The sequence below is a fragment of the Spirosoma soli genome, assembly GCF_042684525.1.
In the GTDB taxonomy this organism is placed as follows: Bacteria; Bacteroidota; Bacteroidia; order Cytophagales; family Spirosomataceae; genus Spirosoma; species Spirosoma soli.
Window position 1 is genome coordinate 528,932 of the sequence record NZ_JBHULN010000002.1, and the last position, 14,830, is coordinate 543,761.

Genomic DNA, 14,830 nt, shown 5'->3' on the forward strand with positions numbered 1-14,830 from the left:
ACAAAGAGCTTAAATTTCGGTTCCTTCCTCAATTGGTTCGGATAGGTGTTTGCCTTTGTCATTCGTAAAATCAGAACGCTTCACATGCCGATTGACTACGTAAAACAAGGGCGGAATAATCAGGGGCGCAAACAATAAAGTGGTAGCCAAACCACCGATGATGACCGTTGCCAGCGGGCGCTGAATGTCAGAGCCGATGCCCCCCGACAGGGCGGCTGGGAATAAGCCAATCATCGCCAGCAGAATCACCATCACCCGCAGCCGGAACTGCTCAATGGCCGACTCTCGGATGGCCTCCATTAAGCTCAGGTTTTGCGTAAGCTTGAGGTTGATGCTTGATACAAACAAAATACCCGTCATCACACAGATCCCGAAGAGCGACACAAAGCCAACGCCCGCCGAAATGTTAAAGTGATACCCCCGCAGCAACAGCGCCACGATACCGCCCGGCAACGCCAGCAACACACAGGACATAGCAATGGCGGCCTCGCGAACGTTCCGGTAGAAAGCCAGCAGGATGCCGAAGATAATTACCAGCGTGAGCGGAATAACAACGCCCAACTGCCTGCTGGCCCGCTCTAAGTTCTCGAATTGTCCTCCATAAATGACCTGGTAGCCCTGCGGGATGTGTACATTCCGTTCAATCTGTTGGCGTACGTCAGCCACAAAGCCGCCTTGGTCACGGTCGCGGATGTTGGTCCGGACGGTCACCATGCGCTTGCCATTGATGCGGTAGATGTTGGTTTGCCCCTGTACGTACCGGATATCAGCCAGTTCGTCCATTGGGATTAACGCACCCGTCGCTGAGGTGACCTGCAACTGCCGGATAGCGTCGATGCTGCCCCGGCTCTCGGGCGTGAACCGCACCAAAATGTCGTACCGCTTGGCTTCGTCGTAAATGGAACCGATGGCTTTACCACCAATAGCCGCTTCAATCATGCCCTCAATTTCGGACACGTTGATACCGTAACGGGCTGCCGCTGGCCGGTTGATGCGGATGGCTAGCTGGTCCTGCGGCCCTTCCTGCTCCAGATTAACAGCAACAGCCCCTGGCGTCTGGCGAACAATCTGGGCAATGCTGTCGGCTTTGGACCGCATCAGGTTTAAGTCGTTGCCCACAACCGAGATAGCCAGGTCGGCCGCGCTGCCCGTCACGATTTCCATTACCTGGTCGATAATCGGTTGTCCCGACGAGAAAAATGCGCCCGGAAACGCGTTTGTCAGCTCCGTCTGCATCGTGCGTACGAGTTCTTTCTTGGAAATGCTGTCGGCCCACGTACTGTAATCTTTCAGCCCGATCAGTATTTCAGTTCGATCACTGGGGAAAGGGTCAGTGCCGTCATCGTTACGGCCCGACTGCGTGATAACGAAGCTGACGGGCTTGTATTTGCCGATAACATCGCGGATTTTGGGAGCAATCTTGGCGTTCTCCTGCACCGTAATTCCTGACGGCATGAACGCCCGCATAAAAATTGACCCTTCGTCCAGTTCCGGCAAAAATTCGGTACCTAGCCGGATGCCCAGCGCGGTCAGCGCCAGGACCACCGTTGCCAGCAGGCCTACCACAAAGGCTGGCCGTTTCAGTATGCGGCCCAGTAGCCAGCGATACCCCCGTTCGAGGAAGTGCAACAGGATATTCTCGTAGGGCTTTTTGGCCGGCTGCCCTATCGCCATTTGTTTGCGGAAGGCCATCGAAATCAGCACCGGAATAGCCGTCAGCGCAAACACCATCGAGCCAACGACGGCAAAGGCCAGCGTGAGGGCCATAGGCGAAAACAGTTTACCTTCAACCCGCTGCATGGTCAGGATGGGGAGGTACGCCAGAATGATGATGAGCACCGAGAAAAAGATTTCGTTGGCTACTTCACCGGCCGCTTCCACCGTCGCCCGGAAGACACCCCTGCGCTTGTCCTCCTCGGTCGCGCCCCGGTATTTCCGGACTAAATGTTCGGCCATAACGCAGGCTCCGTCCACAATGATGCCGAAGTCAATAGCCCCTAACGACAGCAGGTTAGCCGGGATACCAACGAACTTCATCAGGATAAACGCAAATAGTAAGGCAAACGGAATCGTCGCTGTTACCACCAAAGCCGTGCGCAGGCTCCCGAGGAAGAAAACCAATACGATAATGACCACCGAAACCCCTTCGAACAGCGTGTGAGCCACGGTTTCCAATGAGTGGTCAATCAAAAAGCCGCGGTCGTAAAGCACGCGCAGGTGAACACCTTTGGGCAGTTCGTTCGCTTCCAGGTCGGTGATCTTGTTCTTTAGCAAGCCCAGAACCTCACTCGGATTTTCGCCCCGACGTAACAATACAATCCCTTCAGTTGCACCAACGACGTCTAGTTTCTCGTCGGGAATTCGGTACCCTAAAATACCTGATGGAGAGGGCGGGTTGATCTCTACACTGGCTACGTCGCGGACGAATACCGGTACGCCTTCGTTCGTTTTGAGTACAATATTACCAATATCATCGGGCGTTTTGAGCGCACCTAAGCCGCGCACGGCAAACCCTTGTCCGCCACGCGCTACGATGTTACCACCCGTGTTCTGATTGTTTTTCTGGATGGCGTCAATTACATCCTGCAATGAGAGCGAAAACTTACGCAGCTTCGCCGGGTCGGGAATTACCTGAAACTGCTTGACGGGTCCGCCAAAATTGGTCACGTCGGCAATGCCGGGTACCTGTAATAGTTGCGGAATAATTGTCCAGTCCTGCAAATCGCGCAGTTGCATGGGCGTCATGCTTTCCGGCGCTTCAATTACATAGCGGTAAATTTCACCGACGGCCGTAGTGAGCGGAGCCAGCTCAGGCTCGACACCATCGGGCAGTTCGGCCCCGCTCAATCGCTCAATAACTTGCTGACGGGCGAAGTAATCCGTTACCGTTTCGTCGAAATTCAATTGCACCACCGATAGCCCAAAAATCGTGCGCGACCGGCGATCCGTTACGTGCGGTACGTTGTTTAGCACCCGCTCGATGGGGATGGTCACCTGTTGTTCAACCTCCTCGGCCGCACGTCCATCATACTTGGCAATGATGATAACGTTCGTGTCCGCTATATCGGGGTAGGCTTCAATCTTCAACATCTTGAAACACCAGAGCCCCAGCCCCATCATCGCTGCAGCCAGCCCCACGACGACCCAGCGGTTGCGGAGGGAAAATGTTATTAGTTTCTGGATCATCTATTTTCGTTTGGGCCAACCCGCGGGTTAGCCTCGTAAGCCAGTTCCACCACAGCTAATCCTATGGTTAGACCATACATCTAATACCCAAAGCTTAAGCCCTTTAATTGCAGCACATTGCTGACAACGACAGACTCGTTTTCGCGAAGGCCGTTTAACACCACAATGCGATCATCGCGTTGCTGGCCCAGTTGCACAGATCGGCGCTCAACGGCTTGTGGCCCGGTTTTCACAAACACGTAATCTTGTCCCTGAACCGTCACGACGGCATCCCGAGAGATGGTCAAAAACTTACCCTCGGTAACGCCGAACTGCACGGTTGCGAACATTCCTGCTTTCAACCGTCCGTCCGGGTTGCTGACAGCAATGCGCAGTTTAATTTGCCGCGTTGTGTTGTCGACAAAATCGTTTACATCGTCGATCCGTCCGGTAAATTTTTCGTTCGGGAACGAAGCAAAGCTTAGCGTACAGGGTAATCCTTTTTTGATACTACCTAATTGATTTTCGGGTATTTCGCAGACCACCAGGATTGTATTCGGCTGCGCCCGACGAAGAGCTTCGGGATCAAAACCCGCCAATTTAAGCGTCGCTTCATCCGAAATGATGGCCGCCTGCTCGTTGGCCAGTTGCGTCTGTGCTTCAATGACTTCTTTACCCGAAGCCGCCCCATGAGCCTGTAAATCCTTCACCCGGTCGAGGTTACCACGCTGGGTCTGGATGTTGATCCGGTGCTGCAAGATGGCCGTATAGTTGTCCGACAAATCGGGATCGTCGAAAAGCACAAGCCGCTCGGCCGGACTTTCGCTGGAACGAAGGACCATTGCTGCCACGTGGCCAGGAGCTGCAAAGTCGGTCCGAATGGCTTCAGGTTTGGCAGGCTGCGTAGCAAAAGCACGAATCATAGCGGCATCCGGAAATGTAATGCGTACGCCGTCCGTACTAACCGTTGGGCGTGGCACCGACACCACTGCGGGCTTCGGCTTGTCTTTACAGGACAGGATAAGAAAAGCCAACAGAAAAATGGAGTAGCGAATAGTCATTTCTTAATAGGAGTTGATCTGTCCGGTCACGTATAGCAGCCGAACATAATTTTGACGGTAGGTATATAAAGTTTGGTAATAGGCCGTCTGGGTATCGAACCACGAGCTTTGCGCCTGTAGAAAGTCAATCAGGGTAGTGGCTCCCCGGAGGTAAGCGTACCGCACCGATGCCAGCACTCGGTCGGCATCGCGCCGGATGGTTGTGTAACGTTCAATATTCTGACGGCTGGTCATAAATGATTGGTAGGCACTCTGCACCTCCGATCGAATCTGCGCCTGCACTAACGCGGCTGCTCGGCCGGCCTGCTCCTGCAACACCTGCGACTTTTGTATCTCGCCCTGGTTACGGGCGTAAACCGGCAACTCAAGGGTTAAAAACACGCCCGCGTATGGAACGGCGTTTTGGGGGTTCCAGATAAAACCAGCCTCGTTGCTGGGCTTAGCCAGAACGCGCTGCAAATCCACATTACGTCGTGCCGCTTCTATATTGGCTTCGGCCACCTGAACGTCGGTGCGAGTCGTCGCGGCTAAACGCAGGAGACTATCCGAACTAGCATTCACAGATGGAAATAAGCCAAGTGGATTGAGAACGGCGGGGTTCACGATGGAATCATTCATCGCCACATTAACGCTATCAGTTGCTCCTAACGCTAGCCGCAACTCGTTCAGGCGATTACGGAGGTCTTGCTGGGCCGTACGAGTCTGAAGGTCGTATTGATCCGAAATCAGCTGGGTTCTCGTCAGATCAGTACTACTAATCACCAGATCTTTCAGCCGAACCTTATTTAATTGAACGAGTGTATCAACATTCGCTTTAGCCCGTTGCAACAGGGCCAGTTGAATGCGAGCGTACCAGGCATCCAGAAAACGGTTGGCGGCATCGAATAGTAGGCCCCGTTCGGTTTCGGCTACGCTCCGTACAGCCACGTTTGTACTGGCCTCAGCAAACCGATTTCGATACTGCCGTTTATTAAAGACATCAAACTCTTTGGTGGCTTGCAACCAGAATTGCCGACGCTGCCGACTGAACGGCCCAACAGCATCGGATACTGGGGTGGCGGGTACTTGGTTTAATTGAAAGAGTGTCTGGTTGTTGAGAACCGGATTTGGCCGCAAATTAGCCGTGACCTGGTCGGCCTGCGCGGCATTAATATTCAATTGTTCAACGCGCAAAACGGGACTGTTCGTCCGCACTAATTGCAACGTCTGACGTAACGTCAGGGAAGCCTGTCCGGAAGCAGTCAGGCTTAAACCACTGATAAACAACAGGAGGTATAGCGATGTTTTTGCGTTCATTCGTATGGTCGAGACTGGACAAAATAACAATCTCCCCGCTCGAATTACGGCAGAATATTAATTAAAAGGTTGTTAAATATACTTAGTGAAGCTTGTGCATTACCTTATCAGAACCACGGCCTTCGCACTTTAAACGACTTCTTTAAGCCACTAATGAGCAGGAAAGCGCCAATGATACCGAAGATAATGGCTAACAGCGTAACGTGCAGAATAGCGAATAATACGGCAACGAGAATAATAATGACCGATGCTTTTAGCTTCCAGCTGATGCGTTGCCACCAGTTGAGTTCTTCGCGTAGTGGAATACCTAAGCCCTGACGAATCCGGTTACCGAGCCGCAACTGATTTTTCGGCTTAGGTTTTGGCCGTGGCTGTTTTTCAACAGATTCGGCATTGCGTTTCAGCAACGACTGCATCCGATGCACCCGGCGCTCAATACGTGCCTTTGTCTGCAAAGCAGCAGAAGGTTGCGTGCGTACACTTACCAGAGCCACATCAGCTGAGGCTCTAATCGCTGAATCGACTGGAGTAGTGTTGACCAGCGAGTCTTGTCTTATCTCATTAGCTGGAGTTGCGAACGAGTTAGTTGGCAGGCGGGAAGCAGCGGCATGGGGTGTCCGCTGAAAATAGGCGGTAGGCCGGTGACAGGATGAAAGAAAAAGGCATAACAGAGCAACGAAGAAAGAAAAGGCGTTTTTCATCAGGTTGTGTTGTACGAGCAAATTGCGGATGCAAAAACCGCTTAGAGAACGAATCAGACAAGCCGGTTAATATGAATCAGGTAAAAAAGCGATAAAAGTAACGGTCGACGACTGTGTAATTTCACATTCATTGAGGCCTGTATCAGTATGAAAAACGGCTTGTTCAGCTTTTCTAAACAACTAGTACGCCCTGCATTTTCATGAATCGAATCTTACTCGGAGTATCCATCAGCTTTTTCACAATCCGGTTCGCTGCAGGTCAGGCGTCGGAGCCAACGTACAACTACGACGAAGCCAAAGTTGGCACTTACACATTGCCCGATCCGTTGCGCATGACCAACGGAAAAAAGGTGACGACCAAAGGTGAATGGGCGAAACGACGAACTGAACTGCTGCAATTGTTTGCAGATAATGTATATGGCCAGACCCCAAACCAGTCGGTCCGTTTGCGTTTTCAAACGACGCATACCGAGCCAAATGCACTCGGCGGCAAGGCCATTCGAAAGCAGGTGTCTATCTTCTTCGCTGACTACCCGAAACTGCAACCCATTGACGTTGTGCTCTACGTGCCCAAAGCCGCTAAAAAGCCATCGCCCGTATTTTTAGGATTAAACTTCTGCGGTAATCACTGCATCACCAATGAGTCCGACGTTCCGCTGTCAACGCGTTGGATGACTAATGCCATTGGCGAAGTTTCAGTTAACAGTCGGGCTACTGAGAAGTCGCGCGGTATGCAGGCCCGGCGCTGGCCGCTAGACACCATTCTGGCGCGTGGCTATGCCGTCGCGACAGCCTACTACGGTGACATTGAACCTGATTATCCGCAAGGCTGGCAGACGGGCATTCGATCGGTGCTGGGCGACACGACGAAGGCTACCAATTGGGGAGCCATTGGGGCGTGGGCCTGGGGCATGAGCCGCATGCTGGACTACCTGCAAACAGAACCTGGTATAGACAGTAAGCGCGTTATTGCCTTTGGCCATTCGCGGATTGGTAAAGCAGCTGCGTGGGCGGGCGCACAAGACGAACGTTTCGCAGCTGTTGTGCTGAACGAATCTGGCGAAGGGGGAGCGGCCCTGGCTCGTCGTTGGTACGGCGAAACGGTCGAGCGGATCAATACCAGCTTTCCTCATTGGTTTTGTAAACAATACAAGTCCTACAACAAACGGGTGGCCGAACTCCCCATTGATCAGCACGAATTACTCGCCCTCATTGCCCCTCGCCCACTCTACGTAGCCAGTGCCGATGGCGATCAATGGTCAGACCCGAAAGGCGAATTTTTAGGGGCTGTTGGCGCAGAACCTATTTATCGATTATATGGAAAAACGGGCCTAGGCACTACGACTTTTCCAGCTATAGATCAGCCGGTTGGGCAGACGGTCCGCTACCATGACCGAACAGGCAAACACGACGTAACAAACTATGACTGGGAGCAATACCTACGGTTTGCGGATGAATTAGTCCGGTAGCCGTGCCTACCTTTGGGGTTATGACACATGAAAATGATCCCAGACCGTGGCAGGTTGAAAACGCCGAATACATTTTTCAGGTACCCTGGCTAAACGTTCGTAAAGACGCCGTTCGGATGGCCAATGGCGGTTATATTCCCGATTACTTCATCCTTGAGTATCCTGACTGGATCAACGTTGTGGCCGTCACGACTGATGGGCAACTGGTGCTCATCCGGCAATACCGCCACGGCATTGCCGACGTTCACTATGAACTCTGTGCGGGCGTTGTCGACGCTGGCGAAGAGCCACTGGCCGCTGCCCAACGCGAACTTTTGGAAGAAACGGGCTTCGGTGGTGGTCATTGGGAACCCCTGATGACCCTATCGGCCAATCCGGGGACGCATACAAATGTCAACCACTCGTTTTTAGCCACGGGCGTAGAATTGAAACAAGCCCCAGCCCTTGAAGCTACCGAAGAAATTACGGTTCACTTGGTATCGCCCAAACAAGCGCGGGAGATCGTTGAAAACGGCGGCATGATTCAGGCACTCTGCGCGGCTCCGTTGTTAAAGTACTTATGGGCATCAACTGGCTCAGCAGCGGCAAAGGCCCTTTGATGGGCCAGGTACGTGCATCAGGGAACGGTTATCTATCTCACTCCAGCGAAAACCACGTATCTTTGCAGCCCACTTTCAGCTCAGCAAGCTAATCCTGTAAATCGTTTCTAATCTTGTAACATTCCGGTTCAGACAAGTGATTATTCCCCTCGCTCACCGCGCCGACCAAACGCAGGAGTACTACTTTTCCGTCAAATTAGCCGAAGTACGTCGCCTTCAGGCGGCTGGTCACGACGTTATTAATATTGGGATCGGGAACCCCGATCTGATGCCTTCGGAGAACACGATTGATGCGCTCATTGCGTCGGCCCGGCAGCCCGGTTCACATGGTTACCAATCCTATAAAGGCACTCCAGCATTACGTCAGGCCATTACTCGTTTTTACGCGCACACCTATGGCGTTACGCTCGATGCCGACACGGAGGTTTTACCCCTCATCGGCTCGAAAGAAGGCATTACCCATATATCGCTGACTTTCCTGAATGAAGGCGATGGCGTTTTGGTGCCTGAACTGGGCTATCCTGCCTATCGGGCCGTTAGCCAGATGGTTGGCGCCAAGGTGAGTGAGTATCCGTTACAGGAGCATAACGGCTGGCAACCCGATTGGGAAGCCATGGCTGATCTGGTGGCTGGTTCGCCTACCTCTACTAAAATTATCTGGCTGAACTATCCGCATATGCCAACGGGCGCACCAGCCACCCACGCCTTGTTCGAGCGGGCCGTTCGGTTCGCGCATGAGCACAAGGTTCTGCTTTGTCACGATAACCCCTATAGCCTAATTCTGAATAAAAAGTCACCGGTCAGTTTGCTGTCGGTAGACGGCGCTAAAGACGTAGCGGTTGAATTAAACTCGCTGAGCAAATCGCATAACATGGCGGGCTGGCGTATCGGCTGGATGGCGGGTGCGAAAGCGTATGTCGACGCTGTACTTACCATCAAAAGCAATGTCGATTCGGGTCAGTTCAAACCACTCATGGACGCTGCTGCCGAAGCGCTTGATAACTCCGACGACTGGCACCGCGAACGGAATGCGGTGTATCAAGGCCGTCTGGACGCCGTTCATGCGTTGCTGGATGCCCTTGGCTGCACCTATACCACTGATCAGGAAGGCTTATTTATCTGGGCCAAACTCCCCGACACGGTCGAGTCTGCTGAAACGCTGGTGGACGATCTGCTGTACAATAAGCATGTTTTCATCGCCCCCGGCTTCATTTTTGGTCCTAAGGGCAATCGGTATATACGGGTGTCGTTGTGCCTGCCGGAGGAGCGTATCCGAACCGCGATTCAACGGATTTTAGGATAAAACAGATTTTGTTTGCTCTGCAAGAGCATATAGTTTTTTGTACTTACTAATCTTGATTTATAATATCATTAACCACACCGTATCAAAAATGCAGCAGGACTTTAGACATAAAGACTTAACGCACCGGATTATTGGGTGCTCAATGGAAGTACACAGAGTATTGGGTAACGGATTTCAAGAGGTAATTTATTAACGAGCATTGGCTCACGAGCTTGAGCAATTGGCTGTTGGCTTTGCAAGAGAGGTGACATGCCAATCTTTTACAAAGGCATGCTAATGAGAACGCGTCAGGCCGATTTTCTAATTGAAGAAAAAGTAATGGTTGAACTCAAAGCTATTATTAGATTGGAAGAAGTTCATCTGGCTCAAGCTATCAATTATTTGGAGACATATAACCTCAAAATAGGGCTCCTCATCAATTTTGGGGCGTCAAGCTTAGAATTCAAGCGAGTGCTAAATCCCCACGTCCGACGCGTCAATAAAGATAGATAGTAAAGTGAGCGCAGCATACAAAATCTGTTTTATCCAAAAATCTGTTAAATCCCGGTTCAGATGACTGTTTCCATCATAGGCATCGGCCTCCTCGGCGGTTCGTTCGCCCTCGCCGTTCGTGAAAAATACCCGAAAATGCGCTTCATCGGCGTCGATGCCTCGCCCGTCAATGGGCAACTAGCCCTGGCGAAAGGTATTGTCGATGAAATTCTTCCGCTGAACGATGCCGTGGCACAAAGCAACCTGGTTGTGCTGGCTACGCCCGTTAACGTCATTATCGATTTGTTGCCCCTAGTGCTTGATCTGGTGCCTCAGGGAGCTACCGTACTTGATCTGGGCTCCACCAAAGAACTAATCTGCGCAGTGGCCGACCAACACACCAAGCGAGCGCAGTTCGTGGCAGCACACCCAATGGCCGGTACCGAAAACTCCGGTCCGGGGGCAGCGTTTCGGGAGTTGCTTCCGGGAAAGAACCTCATCATCTGCGACCGGGAGAAAAGCAACCCCGAAAGCGTAACGCTGGCCGAAAGCCTATTCCGCGACATTGGCATGAAGCTATTTTACATGACGCCCCAGGAGCATGACCTACACCTGGCCTACGTGTCGCACTTAAGTCACATCAGTGCATTTGCCCTTGGCCTGACCGTTTTAGAGAAGGAAAAAGATGAACAGGCCATTTTTGATATGGCGAGTACAGGCTTTGGCTCGACCGTACGACTGGCCAAAAGTTCTCCCCAGATGTGGGCGCCTATCTTCGACCAGAACCGCGTCAATGTCTCCGATGCACTGGCCGCTTACATTGAATTTCTGCAACAGTTCAAACAGGTAATCGACAACCAGGACATAAAAACCTCGCTTGACTTCATGCAGCGCGCCAACGTTATCCGGCGGGTGCTGGATGGGATCGAGAAGCGGTAGAAACGTAGTCATTATTTGTCATTTATCGCCTTTACAACGAATAACAGATAATGACGATGAATGACTCGTTAATTATGGCTTCTTAAGTAAAAAATTCATCCCTATCGTCGTTCGGGTTTGTTGCATAGAGTTATCGGACATACAACGGCCATAATTATATTCATGTAAGGCTTCGAGCGACCACCGCTTACCCACTTTGTATTGGGCCCCGATACCCGCATTAGCCATTCCAAACTGGTTCGTTTCTTCAACCCGCAACGTTCCTCCGGCTGCTGTTAGCTCAAACGTGTACGTACGGTTACGGCTCCTCCCGTAGAAATAACCAGCTTGACCAAATATGGTCACCTTATTGGTGCGCAATACGTAATACCGCGTCGTTAAGCCTGCGCCTGAGTAACTGTACTGCTTTCCGTTGGTCTCATGGCGTCCCTCGACGTTCACAGACCAGCCATTCTTCACGAAATACTGCGCCCGCGGAGCTACCCGTCCATAAGTTCCGGTAGATCCGCCTGTGCCTCCGCCAAGGCCTAACCCAATGCTAAACTTACCCTGACCTAACAGGTCATTTTGCTTGCTCTTCGGTTGCGTCTGAGCCAGAGACACTAATGGTAGCAAGGCGAACAGAAGTGAGATTTGTCGTTTCATAAAACAGTTTTCTAAGTTACGCAGTAGATGTATAGTACAGCGGCATCTGTAAGAGCAGCTTAACATTTATTAACAATAATCTTACCCATTATGCAAGCAAGCACACAACAACCGGCCCTGCAGGCGGGCACTATCACGATCGGCGGAGACCTGACGGTCAACCGAATGGCTTACGGCGCGATGCGTATTACCGGTGACGGCATTTGGGGACCGCCCAAAGATCACGACGAAGCGATTCGGGTGCTGAAACGATGTCTTGACTTGGGCATCAACTTTATCGATACCGCCGATAGCTACGGCCCCTATGTTTCAGAAGAACTCATCGCCGAAGCGCTTTACCCCTACCCCGACGGTCTGGTAATTGGCACAAAAGGCGGTCTGCTACGGACTGGTCCGAATCAGTGGCCCGTTGACGGCAGCCGTAAGCACCTGGAAGAAGCCTTGAATGGTAGTTTAAAACGACTGAAACTAGAGCGTATTGATCTGTATCAGCTTCACCGCTTCGACGACAAAGTTCCGGCAGAAGAGTACCTCGGTTTTTTACAGGAAGCACAACAGGCGGGTAAGATCCGGCACATTGGCCTTTCGGAAGTGAGCGTTGAGCAAATTGAACAGGCTCAGGACTATTTTGACGTCGTGTCGGTACAGAACATGTATAACTTTGGCGAACAGAAGTGGAACGACGTATTGAAGTATTGTGAAGCGCAGAACATTGCGTTCATTCCGTGGTATCCGCTTAGCGCGGGTAATTTACAGGCAGAAAAAGCGATCAGTCGGGTAGCGCAACGCCATAATGCAACGGATTACCAGATTGCCTTAGCCTGGCTGCTGGCTGCCTCGCCAGTGATGCTGCCCATTGCGGGTACATCGTCAGTTAAGCACCTTGAGGAAAACGTGCAGGGCGCAACGATCAAGCTGACCGAAGAAGATTTTCAGGACATGCCGATACCGAAATAAGCTTCACTAAACCCACGTTTGTTATGGCAACTCAGTTGAATCAAGACCCGCAACAATTGCTTGTCAATACCTTGCAACGGCTCCAGCAGGGCGCCGAGCGTATTGCTCCGGTCGGCGATCTCATTGATCAGTGGAGCCAGGCTCTCGGCGAAGGCAATCAAACGCTGGAAAACATTGCCGATGAGTTGTATGCTTTAAAGCGTTCGCTAACGGAAGGTAAAGCTCCACAAATTGCTGGATCATTGCATACACTCAGTAAACTGACGAAGCAGGCTGCCCACGAATCAAACGACGTTGGCCTGGTTGGCCAACTAAACCAACTAGCCGAAGTTCTGGACGACGTATCAGCCCGGATTGCGCAGTCACGGTAAGAAGTCAGTAAACGTAAAAAGGGAAGACCTCAGTTGTTGAAGTCTTCCCTTTTTACGTTTACTGATGACTCGGTTAAGCTGCTTTATGCAAGGCTTTTACTTTTTCGTAAGCCGCTTTCAATTCAACAAGCTGCTTTTGCAAATCTTCTTTGATATATGCCGGAATGTGATCTTTTTCGATTGCATTCTGATACGCTTCAACCGCTACGTTTTCGCCAAATTCGACTGAACTCAATACGGTGTCACGATCTTTACCTGTGATAGCCGCTTTAATGTCGATCCACGCCCGGTGAATTTTGCTCGACACGTCAGTCGACGTTGCGTCGGTAACACCCGATCCATCGATACGTACGATGTGATCAGCAAGTTGGCTGCGGAAATTCTGGCTCTGAATTACGTAGTGCCGAAACAGATCGTCTAATTGCGGGTCTTCATTGTCTTCAACCGCTTTTTCATAGCCTTGAATACGGTCGTTGTTGATCTTGACAAGGTCATTGAGGTCATCAACAATTTCTTCGTTCTTAATCATAACAATTGATTGCGATAGTTGTGAATTAATCAATAGAACTCTGGTTGCATTCAAATGTTTGTGAGCGCGCGACTTTTCCGACAACTTTAGAACCACTCCGATATAACAAAACCAATGAGTCATTATCAATCGTAACACAGGAAATGAAGCTGTTTAGGATTTATAAAATCTGGGTGTTTTTGTCATCCCGACCGGTCCGCCAGTGCGGCAGGAGGGATGACAAAAACACGTTCCAATCCGTAGGAATTGAAATGCCAAAAACAAAATACTAAACAGCGCTAATATATGAAAACATTTACATTATATAATTTCAAACATTTTATGTAAAAATTATTCTCTACTAAATACATATACCGTATTATTTTACAATTATTTGATTCAAAACTTCTAGTTTTCATTGAGTAAACGGCTGAATTTGGGCCGTTGGCTCAATTACCTGAGATTTCTCCAAAAGTTTATCAAAAAGTAAAAAACCGGCGAGCTCAATTGCACGTAGTTATTGCGATTCTCCGAGGGACGGAGAATGATACCACTAAACTTTTTGCAACTCAATGGAGAAACTACCCCAAGACCACACTGACGTTCGTCAGTTGCTGACAGGCAAAGAGTCTGCAGCGCTTGGTCGCCGGATGTTTATGCGCTACCTCGGGGCTACGGCTGCCGCTGGTGTTGCGCTCAGTGCCTGCCACGATCAGGTTATGGACCCAACCACGAGCGCCAGAGGCTCGGCCCGCGCTGGTTACAGAACGATTGACCTTGGCGACCTTGGTACCAACGACGTAGGTGTTTTGAATTACGCTTATGCGCTGGAACAATTAGAAGCTGCGTTCTACACGCAAGCTGTCATGACGCCTTACTCAGGTATTACAGACGCTGAGCGTCAGATCTTATCTGATATTCGCGATCATGAAATTGTTCACCGCGAATTCCTGAAAGCAGCTTTGGGCAGTGCAGCTATTCCTGGCCTAACACCTGACTTCACCAGCATCAACTTCAGCAGCCGTGCATCGGTACTAGGAACTGCCCGGGTATTTGAGAACATTGGCGTATCGGCTTATAATGGAGCTGGCCAATATATCCAGAGCGCAGCTTACCTAACAATTGCTGGCCAGATTGTGTCGGTTGAAGCCCGTCACGCAGCAATCATCGCTACGTTGCTGGACCCACAGGGACGGTCATTTGCTGGTGACGAGGTCATCTACCCGAACTCTGGTCTGGAAGAAATCCGTGTACCGACAGAGGTATTAGCTATAGTGTCTCCGTACATCTACGAAACCATTAATGGCATGCAACTGCCTCGTCGTGCTTAATTCCCCCCATAGCC

At 51.0% G+C, this 14,830-nt stretch carries 15 protein-coding genes; 9 read left to right on the top strand and 6 right to left on the bottom strand.

The window, feature by feature from the left end; translation table 11 throughout:
• Positions 1-9 precede the first annotated feature (9 nt).
• From ACFSUS_RS05800 to ACFSUS_RS05815, 4 genes are all read right to left on the bottom strand, one after another.
• On the bottom strand, positions 10-3,186 hold the full coding sequence (locus tag ACFSUS_RS05800; protein ID WP_381520347.1) for an efflux RND transporter permease subunit: 3,177 nt from the start codon (positions 3,184-3,186) through the stop codon (positions 10-12).
• 80 nt (positions 3,187-3,266) lie between these two features.
• Positions 3,267-4,226 carry an efflux RND transporter periplasmic adaptor subunit gene (locus ACFSUS_RS05805; RefSeq protein WP_381520350.1) on the bottom strand — a complete coding sequence of 320 codons (960 nt, stop codon included), beginning with the start codon at positions 4,224-4,226 and terminating at the stop codon, positions 3,267-3,269.
• Between the two features lie 3 nt (positions 4,227-4,229).
• Positions 4,230-5,522: a TolC family protein gene (locus ACFSUS_RS05810; RefSeq protein ID WP_381520353.1), complete on the bottom strand. Its 1,293-nt coding sequence runs from the start codon at positions 5,520-5,522 to the stop codon at positions 4,230-4,232.
• A gap of 107 nt (positions 5,523-5,629) precedes the next feature.
• A complete protein-coding gene (locus ACFSUS_RS05815) occupies positions 5,630-6,223 on the bottom strand; it encodes a hypothetical protein (RefSeq protein ID WP_381520356.1) in 594 nt (197 codons plus the stop codon).
• 200 nt (positions 6,224-6,423) lie between these two features.
• Between ACFSUS_RS05815 and ACFSUS_RS05820 the strand changes: the two genes are divergently transcribed.
• The 6 genes from ACFSUS_RS05820 to ACFSUS_RS05845 all read left to right on the top strand — a co-directional run bounded on the left by ACFSUS_RS05820 (position 6,424) and on the right by ACFSUS_RS05845 (position 11,004).
• Complete coding sequence (locus ACFSUS_RS05820; RefSeq protein ID WP_381520359.1) at positions 6,424-7,692, top strand: alpha/beta hydrolase family protein; 1,269 nt, start codon at positions 6,424-6,426, stop codon at positions 7,690-7,692.
• Between the two features lie 20 nt (positions 7,693-7,712).
• Complete coding sequence (locus ACFSUS_RS05825) at positions 7,713-8,291, top strand: NUDIX hydrolase (protein ID WP_381520361.1); 579 nt, start codon at positions 7,713-7,715, stop codon at positions 8,289-8,291.
• A 136-nt stretch (positions 8,292-8,427) separates the two neighbouring features.
• Positions 8,428-9,594 carry a pyridoxal phosphate-dependent aminotransferase gene (locus ACFSUS_RS05830; protein ID WP_381520364.1) on the top strand — a complete coding sequence of 389 codons (1,167 nt, stop codon included), beginning with the start codon at positions 8,428-8,430 and terminating at the stop codon, positions 9,592-9,594.
• Between the two features lie 142 nt (positions 9,595-9,736).
• Positions 9,737-9,787 carry a hypothetical protein gene (locus ACFSUS_RS05835; RefSeq protein WP_381520532.1) on the top strand — a complete coding sequence of 17 codons (51 nt, stop codon included), beginning with the start codon at positions 9,737-9,739 and terminating at the stop codon, positions 9,785-9,787.
• Positions 9,788-9,870: 83 nt separating this feature from the next.
• Positions 9,871-10,086: a GxxExxY protein gene (locus ACFSUS_RS05840; RefSeq protein WP_381520367.1), complete on the top strand. Its 216-nt coding sequence runs from the start codon at positions 9,871-9,873 to the stop codon at positions 10,084-10,086.
• A 60-nt stretch (positions 10,087-10,146) separates the two neighbouring features.
• Entirely contained in the window at positions 10,147-11,004 is an 858-nt protein-coding gene (locus ACFSUS_RS05845; RefSeq protein WP_381520370.1) for a prephenate dehydrogenase, read from the top strand.
• A 72-nt stretch (positions 11,005-11,076) separates the two neighbouring features.
• On the opposite strand, the gene ACFSUS_RS05850 is transcribed toward ACFSUS_RS05845, so the two are convergent.
• Positions 11,077-11,649: an outer membrane protein gene (locus tag ACFSUS_RS05850; protein ID WP_381520373.1), complete on the bottom strand. Its 573-nt coding sequence runs from the start codon at positions 11,647-11,649 to the stop codon at positions 11,077-11,079.
• Between the two features lie 90 nt (positions 11,650-11,739).
• On the opposite strand from ACFSUS_RS05850, the gene ACFSUS_RS05855 reads away from it, so the two are divergent.
• Together ACFSUS_RS05855 and ACFSUS_RS05860 are read left to right on the top strand one after the other, a co-directional pair.
• Positions 11,740-12,606 carry an aldo/keto reductase gene (locus ACFSUS_RS05855; protein ID WP_381520376.1) on the top strand — a complete coding sequence of 289 codons (867 nt, stop codon included), beginning with the start codon at positions 11,740-11,742 and terminating at the stop codon, positions 12,604-12,606.
• Between the two features lie 23 nt (positions 12,607-12,629).
• Entirely contained in the window at positions 12,630-12,977 is a 348-nt protein-coding gene (locus tag ACFSUS_RS05860) for a hypothetical protein (protein ID WP_381520379.1), read from the top strand.
• 73 nt (positions 12,978-13,050) lie between these two features.
• Here the strand turns inward: ACFSUS_RS05860 and ACFSUS_RS05865 are convergent, their stop codons facing one another.
• The gene (locus ACFSUS_RS05865) at positions 13,051-13,506 is read right to left on the bottom strand and encodes a ferritin-like domain-containing protein (RefSeq protein ID WP_381520382.1); all 456 of its coding nucleotides are present in this window, start codon (positions 13,504-13,506) and stop codon (positions 13,051-13,053) included.
• A 551-nt stretch (positions 13,507-14,057) separates the two neighbouring features.
• Between ACFSUS_RS05865 and ACFSUS_RS05870 the strand changes: the two genes are divergently transcribed.
• Positions 14,058-14,816, top strand: a complete 759-nt coding sequence (locus tag ACFSUS_RS05870) for a ferritin-like domain-containing protein (protein WP_381520385.1) — start codon at positions 14,058-14,060, stop codon at positions 14,814-14,816.
• Positions 14,817-14,830 lie beyond the last annotated feature (14 nt).

Coding starts and splice junctions, on each gene's coding strand:
- ACFSUS_RS05800 (WP_381520347.1), bottom strand. CDS start 3,186: ATGATCCAGAAACTAATAACATTTTCCCTCCGCAACCGCTGGGTCGTC.
- ACFSUS_RS05805 (WP_381520350.1), bottom strand. CDS start 4,226: ATGACTATTCGCTACTCCATTTTTCTGTTGGCTTTTCTTATCCTGTCC.
- ACFSUS_RS05810 (WP_381520353.1), bottom strand. CDS start 5,522: ATGAACGCAAAAACATCGCTATACCTCCTGTTGTTTATCAGTGGTTTA.
- ACFSUS_RS05815 (WP_381520356.1), bottom strand. CDS start 6,223: ATGAAAAACGCCTTTTCTTTCTTCGTTGCTCTGTTATGCCTTTTTCTT.
- ACFSUS_RS05820 (WP_381520359.1), top strand. CDS start 6,424: ATGAATCGAATCTTACTCGGAGTATCCATCAGCTTTTTCACAATCCGG.
- ACFSUS_RS05825 (WP_381520361.1), top strand. CDS start 7,713: ATGACACATGAAAATGATCCCAGACCGTGGCAGGTTGAAAACGCCGAA.
- ACFSUS_RS05840 (WP_381520367.1), top strand. CDS start 9,871: ATGAGAACGCGTCAGGCCGATTTTCTAATTGAAGAAAAAGTAATGGTT.
- ACFSUS_RS05845 (WP_381520370.1), top strand. CDS start 10,147: ATGACTGTTTCCATCATAGGCATCGGCCTCCTCGGCGGTTCGTTCGCC.
- ACFSUS_RS05850 (WP_381520373.1), bottom strand. CDS start 11,649: ATGAAACGACAAATCTCACTTCTGTTCGCCTTGCTACCATTAGTGTCT.
- ACFSUS_RS05855 (WP_381520376.1), top strand. CDS start 11,740: ATGCAAGCAAGCACACAACAACCGGCCCTGCAGGCGGGCACTATCACG.
- ACFSUS_RS05860 (WP_381520379.1), top strand. CDS start 12,630: ATGGCAACTCAGTTGAATCAAGACCCGCAACAATTGCTTGTCAATACC.
- ACFSUS_RS05865 (WP_381520382.1), bottom strand. CDS start 13,506: ATGATTAAGAACGAAGAAATTGTTGATGACCTCAATGACCTTGTCAAG.
- ACFSUS_RS05870 (WP_381520385.1), top strand. CDS start 14,058: ATGGAGAAACTACCCCAAGACCACACTGACGTTCGTCAGTTGCTGACA.